The 11,224-nt window shown below is 27.8% G+C and carries 13 protein-coding genes; 4 read left to right on the top strand and 9 right to left on the bottom strand.

From position 1 onward, the window contains the following. The 3 genes from ACTG3S_RS05945 to ACTG3S_RS05935 form a co-directional block, all read left to right on the top strand. Positions 1-2,448, top strand: a 2,448-nt coding sequence (locus ACTG3S_RS05945; RefSeq protein WP_439128450.1) for a PKD domain-containing protein, incomplete at its 5' end; no start/stop codon positions are given. A 1-nt stretch (position 2,449) separates the two neighbouring features. Further along, the gene (locus tag ACTG3S_RS05940; protein ID WP_439128449.1) at positions 2,450-3,451 is read left to right on the top strand and encodes a PorP/SprF family type IX secretion system membrane protein; all 1,002 of its coding nucleotides are present in this window, start codon (positions 2,450-2,452) and stop codon (positions 3,449-3,451) included. Between the two features lie 120 nt (positions 3,452-3,571). Then, positions 3,572-4,324 (top strand): endonuclease/exonuclease/phosphatase family protein, encoded by a 753-nt coding sequence (locus ACTG3S_RS05935; RefSeq protein WP_439128448.1) that lies wholly within the window; start codon positions 3,572-3,574, stop codon positions 4,322-4,324. A 305-nt stretch (positions 4,325-4,629) separates the two neighbouring features. Here the strand turns inward: ACTG3S_RS05935 and ACTG3S_RS05930 are convergent, their stop codons facing one another. From ACTG3S_RS05930 to ACTG3S_RS05895, 8 genes are all read right to left on the bottom strand, one after another. Beyond that, complete coding sequence (locus ACTG3S_RS05930) at positions 4,630-4,836, bottom strand: hypothetical protein (protein WP_439128447.1); 207 nt, start codon at positions 4,834-4,836, stop codon at positions 4,630-4,632. A 1-nt stretch (position 4,837) separates the two neighbouring features. Continuing rightward, entirely contained in the window at positions 4,838-5,293 is a 456-nt protein-coding gene (locus tag ACTG3S_RS05925; RefSeq protein WP_439128446.1) for a hypothetical protein, read from the bottom strand. 4 nt (positions 5,294-5,297) lie between these two features. After that, positions 5,298-5,693, bottom strand: a complete 396-nt coding sequence (locus ACTG3S_RS05920; protein ID WP_439128445.1) for a hypothetical protein — start codon at positions 5,691-5,693, stop codon at positions 5,298-5,300. 175 nt (positions 5,694-5,868) lie between these two features. Continuing rightward, entirely contained in the window at positions 5,869-6,288 is a 420-nt protein-coding gene (locus ACTG3S_RS05915) for a hypothetical protein (protein WP_439128444.1), read from the bottom strand. Next, positions 6,281-6,685 (bottom strand): hypothetical protein, encoded by a 405-nt coding sequence (locus ACTG3S_RS05910; protein ID WP_439128443.1) that lies wholly within the window; start codon positions 6,683-6,685, stop codon positions 6,281-6,283. The genes ACTG3S_RS05915 and ACTG3S_RS05910 overlap by 8 nt, the downstream gene beginning before the upstream one ends. A gap of 163 nt (positions 6,686-6,848) precedes the next feature. Then, on the bottom strand, positions 6,849-7,517 hold the full coding sequence (locus tag ACTG3S_RS05905) for a response regulator (protein WP_439128442.1): 669 nt from the start codon (positions 7,515-7,517) through the stop codon (positions 6,849-6,851). Between the two features lie 3 nt (positions 7,518-7,520). Beyond that, a complete protein-coding gene (locus ACTG3S_RS05900; protein WP_439128441.1) occupies positions 7,521-9,320 on the bottom strand; it encodes a hypothetical protein in 1,800 nt (599 codons plus the stop codon). 37 nt (positions 9,321-9,357) lie between these two features. Next, positions 9,358-9,549 carry a hypothetical protein gene (locus ACTG3S_RS05895; RefSeq protein ID WP_439128440.1) on the bottom strand — a complete coding sequence of 64 codons (192 nt, stop codon included), beginning with the start codon at positions 9,547-9,549 and terminating at the stop codon, positions 9,358-9,360. Between the two features lie 357 nt (positions 9,550-9,906). Between ACTG3S_RS05895 and ACTG3S_RS05890 the strand changes: the two genes are divergently transcribed. Then, the gene (locus ACTG3S_RS05890; protein ID WP_439128439.1) at positions 9,907-10,635 is read left to right on the top strand and encodes a hypothetical protein; all 729 of its coding nucleotides are present in this window, start codon (positions 9,907-9,909) and stop codon (positions 10,633-10,635) included. A 106-nt stretch (positions 10,636-10,741) separates the two neighbouring features. Here ACTG3S_RS05890 and ACTG3S_RS05885 read toward each other — a convergent pair whose 3' ends face one another. After that, positions 10,742-11,176 carry a hypothetical protein gene (locus ACTG3S_RS05885; RefSeq protein ID WP_439128438.1) on the bottom strand — a complete coding sequence of 145 codons (435 nt, stop codon included), beginning with the start codon at positions 11,174-11,176 and terminating at the stop codon, positions 10,742-10,744. Positions 11,177-11,224: the final 48 nt, after the last annotated feature.

Raw genomic sequence — 11,224 nt, 5'->3', positions numbered from 1 at the left:
GTTCCAAATGGAACACAATATACTTGGGCTGCTCCTACTTTTGCTCCAGGAGGCTCAATTTTAGGTGCATCTGCAAATGTTAATCCTCAAAACTTGATAAGCCAAACATTAGAAAATACTAGTACCTCTGCAGTGGTTGTTACTTATACAATAACACCAGCAACTACAAAATGTATTGGAAGTCCTTTTGTTTTGGAAGTTACAGTTAACCCCAATATATCGTCTAACGCAATAGTAACTAATCTTAGTTGTTTTGAAGCAAATGATGGTGCCATATCTACATCTATTGAAGGTGGGATTCCCTTTTCCACAGGAGAGCCTTACCTAATTACTTGGTCAGGACCTAATGGATATTCATCCACAGATTCAACGATTTCTAACTTATCAGCAGGTCTTTATACTTTAAGAATTGAGGATAGTACTGGTTTTTTTATTACTGAAGAATGGAACATAACTCAACCAGTATTACTGTCGATTAGTAGTGACTTAGAAAAAGACATTTCCTGTTTTCAAGGAAATGATGGCGCTATTGAAGTTACCATTTCTGGAGGAACACCGCCATATGCATATAATTGGAGTACTACAAATGGCAATGGAATTGTACCCAATGTAAAAAACCAAAATACATTAACAGCAGGCAATTATACTCTTGAAATTATTGATAACAATAATTGCTCAGTTTCTTCAAGTTTTCAGTTGACAGAACCAGAAGGATTAAAAATAGAACCAACGTTTACAAGAGATGTCTTATGCTTTGGTGAAGCTACTGGTGTCATTGAAATTAATGTTACTGGAGGTACAAAAATAGAAGTTTCTCCTGGTATTTTTGATTATCAATACAATTGGTCTGGTCCTAATGGATTTACTAGTTCTTCAAAAAATATTAATAATTTAACTGCTGGAACCTACACTGTAGCAGTTACAGATAATCAAGGTTGTACGACTTCCAATAGCATTAATATTAATCAATCACCTGAAGTTATCATTAATTATTCTAAAGTCGATGTTACTTGTTATGGAGAAGCTGATGGTGCCATTGATGTAACTGTATCAGGAGGCGCAGCACCTTATCAAATTTCGTGGAGTAATTTAGCGAACGGATTTTCGCAGTCTAATTTAACTGCAGGTACTTATACAGCAACTATTACAGATGCTAATAATTGCGTAAAACAACTACCAATTGTTATCGAACAACCACTCTTTTTTATTGACCCAGTAGTTACACCTATTACCTGTAATGGAGAAAATGATGGCTCTGTAGATCTAAACTTAACAGGAGGCATTGCTCCTTTTTCTGTAACTTGGAGTGATGATGCTACTGCAGGAGTTCAAAGAAATAATCTTTCTCCAGGTACGTATACAGTTACTATTATTGATAGTGATATCAACCAATGTCCAATTACAGAAACATTTACATTTACAAATCCACCTGCTATAGCTGTTACTTCTACTGTTATAGATGCCATTGATTGTAATATTGAAAACAGTGGAAGTATTGACTTGGAGGTTTCTGGAGGCACAGCACCTTATACTTTTTTATGGAGTAATAATGAAATCACAGAAGATTTAAATGACATTCCCCAAGGAGATTATTCAGTGGTAATTACAGACATAAATGGCTGTAGCATTGAAAGACAGTTTAATATATTTAGACAAACCCCGGTTGAAATTAATTTCATTGAATCTTTTATTACTAATTGTGAGACAAAAACAGTTACTAAAAAAATTGAAGCTCAAGTTTCAGGTGGTTTTTTACCACATACATTAAATTGGTCTTCAGGAACAATAACAGGTTCTAACAATGAAGTTATGACCACAAATCAAGAAGGTTCTTATGTTTTGACTGTTACAGACAACAATGGTTGTGACTTTACAAAATCGATTTTAATAAATAATATCCCAAGAATTGGAAGCCAAGATTTTAGATTCGATGCTTTTGCTTTAACTACTTATGACCTTTTATCTATTAACGATCCTATTCAATTTACTAATCTTAGTACGGGTAATATTAATAATATCAGTTGGGATTTTGGAGATGATAGCCCTACCATAAAAGAAGAAAATCCAGTACACACATATGATTCAGTGGGTAATTACACAGTAATTCTAACAATAGAATATGAATCGGGGTGTATTTATACAATTGAAAGAAATGTACAAATCACTATTGGATATACCTTAATAAATCCCACTGCTTTTACCCCTAATGGAGATGGTTATAATGAAACAATTCGACCAAATTTTAAAGGTTTTAAAGAAATTGAAATGACTATCTATAATAGTTGGGGGGTACTTATTTATTCTGAAAAAGGAACTGAATTGAAAGGCTGGGATGGAACTTTGAAAGATACAACTGTAGAAAACGGAAATTATGTAATGGTTGTAAATGGTATCACTTTTTATGATAAACCCATTTCCACCTCTACTCCAATAACACTGCTGAAATAATATGAAACGATTTTTGATTTTAGTTTTATTGGTTTTTTCTGTAAATGGTTTGTTTGCACAAGATGTTATTTTTTCGCAAAACTTTTTGGTTCCTGAAACTTTAAACACATCGTTTACAGGCGCTTTAAGATCATCTAAAATGGGAAGTGTACATCGTTCGCAATGGCGAAATTCTGCATTTAAAACAAACTCAAATTTTGTTTTTTTTGACACTTGGTTTGAGAGGTATAAAACAGGTTTAGGTATTTCATTTTTAAATCAAACTGAAAGTGCCTCTACCTATACTTTTAACCAAATTAATTTTAACTACTCTATGGCATTTCAAATTAGTGATTCTTGGTATTTTAGACCAAGTATTTCTGTAGGATATGGAATGAAAAATTATGGCTTTCAAAATTTACTTTTAGAAGATCAAATTAATATAAGTGGTGGTGTCATCAATACTTCTAGTTTAGACCCATTATTATTAAGGTCTAGAAGGAATTTCTTTGACTTTAGTTCTTCTATTTTGTTCAATAATGAAGATTCTTGGATTGGTTTGACTGTGAAGCACCTCAACAAACCAAATATTTCTCTAACTGAAAATGGAAATATACCTTTAGACATATTCTTTTCAACACATGCGAATATTCTACTACCTATTTTTAATAATTATAGAAATGATTTTATTGGGATGAGTAAACTCTTTTTAATTACCAATTTCATGTCACAAGGTAAATTTAATCGTCTCGATTTAGGCTTACAATATGTTGTTGATGACCGATTTTCCTTGGGAATTATTGGCTTTACTTCTCCATTAAAAACCACTAACCAAAGTAATTTCTTAAATGCTATAAGTGCATTTGCAGGAGTCCGTTGGAATGGTTTTAGATTTGGTTACTCTTATGATGTAAATACCACTAAACTTTTAAATACTGGAGGCATTCACGAATTCTCTATTTCTTACGACTTTAATGTGAATATTCGTTTTTTAGAACGTTATAAATGTGTACCGTTTTTTTAGAAATCCAAAACAATGAAAAATATTTTGTTCAAAGTTTTTATTGCTGTTCTTCTCCTTTCAATCGAGCAAATAAATGCATTTCAAAAAGTAGTTAATTCCGAAAAAAATATGCTTAAAGTTTTGACTTGGAATATCCAAGATTTAGGAAGAAGCAAGAACAATCAAGAAATACAATTTATTGTAAAAATTTTAAAGGATTACGATTTAATTGCAATACAAGAAGTGGTTGCAAAAGATCCTGCTGGAGCAAGAGCTGTTGCTATTATTGCTGATGCTCTGAATCGAATGGGAAGCAAATGGGATTACAGCATTAGTAATCCTACTAATAGTTCTTCCAACTATGCAAGCGAACGTTATGCTTTTTTTTGGAAGACAAGTAAAATACGACTCCAAAAAAAACCTTCTTTAGACAAGAAACTTGCTTCTAAAATAGAACGAGAACCCTACATTGCTTTGTTTGAGTGGAAAAAAAATAAGACTTCATTCTTTACTGTAAACATGCATGCCAGAACTTATAACAAACATCCAGAAATGGAAATTTCAAATTTTAAATATTACCCTAAACGATTCAAATCTGAAAACATAATTTTTTTAGGTGATTTTAATTTGAATGAAAAACATACAGTCTGGAATCCATTATATAAAATGGGATTTATATCAGCAGTTAAAAACCAACCAACCACTTTAAAAAGAAAATGTGTAGATGGTAATTATTTAAATTACCCAATTGATAACATCTATTTTAATAAAGCATATTTTAAGCAAGAAAAAGCTTACGTAATAAATTTTATAAATGAATGTAAAAATCTAAAAAAAGCAAGAAAAATCTCAGATCATTTACCAGTAGTATCAGAATTGTTATTTAAAAATTGAAAAATAGTTATTTACTTTTTTGTTCTAACTTACAAAGAGTTCTACCCACATTTTTTGCTTTTTTCTTGCTAATCGTTTTTATTTTACTTTTACATTTTTTTATACCTCTGCAATCTTTTTTTAAGTGATATCTTTTACTTGATTTACTAGTGCAAATAAAAACATCTTTTTCTTTAGTTTGATAAGCTGAAGATATACTTAAAATTAAAATGATTAAAACAAGGTTTTTCATAAATACTATTCTGTTGCCTTGAATATAAAGTTTTTTATTATTTTTTCTGTGTTTGATGGCAAATCAGTGTTTTTTATTTTTCGTTTATATCTACATTCTTGTCCCAAGTTGTTACGGGTTTCATACAATGAATCCAAATCATTGCCAAAATAGGTGAAATAAATCCAAAAAATCCCCAACCCCCAGTACTTCTGTTTAATTCTTTTGCTTTGTTTACACAAACTAAAATACCAACAATTCTTAATATTAATATAAGTATTACTACAACTCCTTGATCCATTTTATTTTTGTTTAAAACTAATTTTTAATTCGCTTATTGCTTTTTGTTTCAATTCTGATAATTTATTGAAATCTCTTTTGTTTTTTGATATTTCTTGGAAAATTTTCTCTGCTAATTGATGTTTATCAGAGTTAACAAATCTATCTGGATGACATAATCTACTTAATTTTTTATAAAGGTCTTTTGAACCATTTATACTGTTCATTAAATTAGTCATATCAATATTGGTTGATTTTGCAGATTTGATATTGTCTTTTGTTAAGTCTGAAAAATCTAAATTGCTTTTCTTTTTACGTAACTTAAAAGTTAAGAATAGAATTATTGTTAATTCTATTAATGCAATCCACAACCAAATTGAAATTGAATTGTCAATATTATTCGCAATATTTTCAGTTTTTTGAGAAATATCTGTAATAGTCAAACTATCTTTCTGTAATTGTGTAATGAAATTTATCATAATCTTAATTTAAGAAACCTCCAATATTAGCGTGTTCTTTTAAAGCCCATTTTGCACCTCTAAATCCTTTGTTAGAATGGACTTCCAATGTGTCCCAACCTAACGAAACCATTTTTCTTGTAAGTTCTTCATTATCAAGAACCACACGTCCTATTTCAATTAACTCACTTCTTTCTAAAGGTCTTCCAGAAAGTGCCTTTATTCTAAATCCTCCTCCCATCCATTTTGAAAATGCGTGTTTATATGCACTTTCTCCTCTTGTAATTTTTGCTTCAAGAAGTGTTGGTGAAATTCCTTGTATAAAAGAATATTTTGCTGCTCGATTAAAATCTTTTACTAATCTATAACGTTCGGTCATTTCGCCAAACCATTCTGTAATTTCAATTATTTTATACCACATATTCTATTTTTATATTAGTTTGCTTTTATTCAGGTTGCAGGTAAAGGTTTTGTGTATGATTGTGGCGTATTTAAGCACCTAATTAGCAAATAAAAACCGAATAGAAAATCCCCGAGGATTTTAATAAGTAGGCTAAAACCAGCAATAAATTATACATGGTGTTGTAGCACTTTTTTTATTCAAATATTTTATCATACCATTTCCCAACATCGTCTCTTATCAGGTCATAATATTTATAAATTGTTAAAGCAAGTTTAAAGTCAGCTCTTTTTGATCTATACCCATTCAGTGTGAAATAGCCATAAAAATCCCCATCTTTGTCTACTACAACAGGCGAATCATTTGAGTATTCATTCCAAGGCGAATTAGAATTGTATTCGTTTCCGTAAGTTCCATATTCATTCCAAATAGATTTTGAATTGTAACTATTTCCATAAGTTCCGTATTCGTTCCAAATAGAATTACTGTCATAACTGTCACAATTTAAACATCCTAAATATACGTCGTGATTATTACCTCCATAAAGATGAAGCGTTTGTCCATTAGTAATTGAAGCTAATACTAAACCAATAAAAAATATTAAATATTTATTCATCTGACCAAGAGCTTTTTATTTTAAATTTTATCATTTTTGAAAAATCATCAGGTATAAATCGAATATTTTCATTTTTTACATCATAAATCATAATATATTTATTTCCCACATCGCTAACGACTGAAAAAATATATTGGTTGTTTTCATTTTCTTCATCGTGTTCTTGTGATTTAATTAAATATCCTGATGTCGATAATGAAGTAGTATGCTTAACCATAGTGAACTCTTTATTAAATTCAAAAAAAGTTAGAGATTCTTCGTCTTTGCTTTTATATTGCCAATCTTCACTTTCTTTATCCCAAGTATAGTCAATTCTCGAATTTGTTGAGACGTGAAATTGTCCAAAAGCAAATGTGGTTAACATACAAATTATTCCTGATAGTATAATTTTTTTCATATTCTTCCATTTTTTTAAAATGTGCTACTACATATGACAAGACAACTTTTTCTATTCTTTTACCAATAATTAATAGTTTTAACTATACCCAAAAATAGTTAGTGTAAACAAAAAAAGACTACGGAAATCCGTAGCCTAAGTGAATTATAATAAAAAAGCGTTTCTAAACTAAACCAAAATCTTTAGCTATAGCTACCAAATGTGTAGGATTATTGGCGTTAAAATGTTCTTTTAAAAATTTTAACCTTTTTTCAATAGAGCTTTTACTTGCTGGTTTTATTTCTTCTTCAGCAAAAATTTCAGGTAAATTGTCTTGCAAAATACCCTCAGAAAGATGTTTAATTATTTTGATATCGTAATCTGTAATTTCAATAAGTTTTTTAGGATGAATTGTTTCTCGTAAATCTTCTGATATATAAAAATCACTTTTAGAGTAAATGTATTGTAAGGCTTTTTTTAGTTCCTTTTGTCCATTTCTATTTTTCCAAACATAAGCCTGTATCTGTAAATTATTACATAAGTTCTGTATTCTAAAAGGTTTATCTTCTATAGAAAAAACAATAATTTTTAAATCTGGAAAATCTTCTCTCACTTTTTCTATTAGTTGGTCTCCAGAAGTAATTTTTTGTTGATTATGATCTTCTTGAAAAGATAAATCTGAAATTAATAAATCGTATGGGTTATTTTCTAATCTTGCTTTTTTTAATTTTAGCAATGCTTCATCACAATATGTAGCCTGTGAAATATTAGTAATTTCTAATTCTTCTAAAGTAGATTTTAATCCACTATTAATAATATCAAAATCTTCAGCTATTAAAACTTTTTGAAACATTTGCTATTTTTTAAAATGAATGGTTGCTTTAAAACCATTTTCTAAATTTTTATCAAACTTAATAGTTCCCTTAATTGATTTTATACGGATTTCCATATTTTTAAGACCATTTTTTAAAATGATGTTTTTATCCTTAAACCCAATGCCATTATCTTTATAAATAACTTCATAAAAATTATTTTTTTTACTACAAGATATAACAACTAAACTAGCGTTACTGTGTTTTTTCATATTAACAAATAACTCATTAAAAACCCTATAAATTACAATTTGTTTTTGTTCTGGTAATAAGTTTAAGTCTAAAACATGTAAATCTTTTACAATAATATTACAGGTTTTTAGATTATAATTAGATACTAATTCTCTAAAATAATTTTCAAATTTATCACCTGTTTGAATCACATCGTTTTGGTGAGAAATTTCACGTGTTTTTAAATAAATTTTATCTAAATCTTTAACAACCTCTTCTGTTTGAAATTTCGGGTTTAAAACTTTTATAATGACGTTATAAATACCATTTCCTAAATCATCATGTAAGTTTTTAGCTATTCTAGTTTCGGTTTTATATGTCTCTAGTAAAATTTGTTTTTTATATTTTTGTTTTCTTCTGTAGATGTAGAAAACAAATCCAATAGTTGTTAAAATTGCAAAAATGAATATATTTTTCTTTTGATTATTCTCTTGTTCTGCTATTAACTTGTTTTCAATTGCTAAATTTTTGAACTTTAACTTCTTCTTTTCTTCCTCTTCAAAATCATATTTAATTTTTGCAAATCTGTATTGTCTTTTGGTATTTATAACTTGCATGCTATCTCTTACTCGAATACTTTCTTTTAAATAATAGATAGCTTTCTTTGAATTTTCAAGTTCAATAATTCTATCTATAGCTTCTAACAACCCATTTATTGCATTTTCACTTTTTGCTTTTGAGTACATTTTTTGTGCATAAAAAAGTGATTTAGCTTTGTCCTTCTCATTAAAATAGTCTGATAAATGACTATAACTTGCTATTAAGCCATAATTGTCTTTTTCCCTAATCAAGATTGATTCTGATAGTAATAAATTATCTAAGACTAAAAGTCTTTTATTTTGCAACCACTTTACATAGGCTAAATTACCTATGATTCTCGCTTTTGTTTTTTTGTTTATTACAGAATTTTTTAATAGTTTTTCAAATATTAAAATTGATTTTGAATAGTTTCTTAATTTTATATGAAGACTTGCTAAGTTATTTTTATACTTATTTTTGGAACTTTTACTATCAGAAATTTTAATAGCTTTATTGTAGTTAGAGATAGCTATATCAAACAAAAATTGTTTTTTTGCATTTATTGCTAAACAGTTATATGTTGATGCTATAAAATTTTTCTTTTTATTATTTAGAAACTTTAGCGTTTGAACCGCTGTTGAATCACTTGAAGAGTAACTCCCAAAATCTGATTCTATAATGGCTATATTCAACAAACTTTTTCCTACATTAATACTATCTTTTATTTGGATGTATTTATTTTTTGCTTTATTGTAATAATAAAAAGCACTATCTTTTTTATTCAGCTTTCTAAAAAAATCGGCAAGTTTATAATATGATTTAGCCTCTTGATTAATATTTTTGTTTTCTAAAGCTTTTTTAAGTAATATCCTTGAATAGAACAAAGCCTTCTTATTGTCCTTTTTTTTACTATGAAAGCTTACAATTTTATAAATACTATCAAAATAAACCCCGTTATTGCTATTCTGAAATGAAAAAATAAAATTATTAAATAAAAAAATAAAATAAAAGAGGAATAAAGCTTTACGTTTCATTCCTCTAAAATACTATAAATTTGGGTTTAAAAAATTTTTAATTTCCTCCAGTAGTAACTCCTCCATCACCATCGTCATCATCTTCTGGTGGATCTTGCTCTTCCTCTCCATCTGTGGCTAATAATTCAGATTTAATTAGATCATTTTCTAAACTTTCATCTAATTCTGTACAAGATGTAAAAACACTATTTGCAAATACTATTGCAATTAATAAAAATACTTTTTTCATGATTCTTCTTTTAAAAATTAAACAATAGTGTTGCTGTCTAAGTTTTTTACTTAGATATTTTTGTTAATAGCAACACATTAAAATTTAAAAGAGTCGCGCGCCTCTTTTGCGGGAAGTTGTAGAATAGAATAACGTTATAAATTTGGTTTTCCCAATTCAAAAAAACAACACTATACTACTCTATGTTTTAGAAATAATTCCTTTTTGTTTTTACAGAATTATTTCTTTTACAAAGATGCAAACGGATATAATATTTTGATTAGAAAATGTTTAGAAAAGAATTAGAAATGATTTTCTAAAGTAGATGGAAAATATTTTCCAAATTATTTCTAACTTTGAAAAAACAATAAAAATGCTATGCTAAATAAATTATTCTATGAGTTATTTGAAAAATTAAAAACTGAAAAAGATAATGATAGTGATAGAAAATCTGGCTGCTTTAATTTTTTTGTTGAACGAATTCTGGACGAAAAATATAATTTGAAAAATATTGTTTCTTCTAAAACACTAACAAATTACTACAATAAATATGTAGAAGGAAAAAATAATAATTCTGGTGAACCTAAAAGTGACTTGAAAAATAGTATTGCAAAATATTTAGGTTATAATAGTTATAGTGATTTTGAAAAAGAAAATATTCAATCTTCAATTAAAATCAATTTAAACCAGAGCATTGAATCTAACCAAGAAATAAAAAGAAAAACATTAAAAAAAGTAGTTATTTTAGTTTTATGTTTCTTTACGTTACTTTTTGTACTAAATAAATACTATAAAACTGAAAATTGTATAATTTGGAATATAGATCATTTTGAAACTTCATCTTGTAACACTAAAGATGGTATTAATAATAATTTTTACAAAATAAACATCGAAAACTTTAAAAAAGTAAACGTAGATAATAATACAGAATTCTTTAAAAATGGAAATCCAATTATTTGGTATGGTAAATCCCCTTCAGGAAAAATAGATTTTTTTACACAAAGAGGTATACACCCTGAAACTTTGGAGGAACTTAAACCTATCACTGAGTACATTATAAATAAATATGTTTTTAGTAACAATAATGATAAAACAATTTTAGAATAATATTATGCATTTATTTTGATAAAAAATATTTTGATATTTCAAATTAAAATATTCGGCATTTATTTTACGGAAATATTAATCTAAAGAAATATTAAAACTTAAAATGTTAAATAGAAAATTTAATTGAAAAATAAACAACTCTATTTGTATCTAAATCAAAATAAGGATACTGTCCTAAATTATTTAATGGCAAGTTTTTAATTTGATGATATCGCTTTAAATGGGCTGCTAATTTTGCAATATCACCCTTTGTGGCTGGTTTATTTTGTTCTCTAGTAAGTATATTCTTTGCAATTTCAGCTAATCCAGCTCCAATTGTTGCATTTGCTATTCCTGCCCCACTTATTGTTTCAATTTTTGTTTGGCGTGTTTGTTGTTTGGGATTATTTATTTGAACTTCTGTTGACTTAATAGATGCATCAACATTTTTAAAACGATGAAATGAAACCCTACAAGAATTACTACAAAACTTTTGCACTTTTCTTCTTTTTGGTATAAAATCCTTTTTACAATATAGACAGGAATAATATTTTGTCTCCATAATTTGTTATAATTAAGCGTTAATTGTACGTACAATTAACGCTTAATT

The organism is Polaribacter sp., assembly GCF_965656025.1.
Classification (GTDB): Bacteria; Bacteroidota; Bacteroidia; order Flavobacteriales; family Flavobacteriaceae; genus Polaribacter.
Note: the sequence above shows the minus strand (reverse complement) of the source record. Positions and strands in the feature narration are given on the sequence as shown.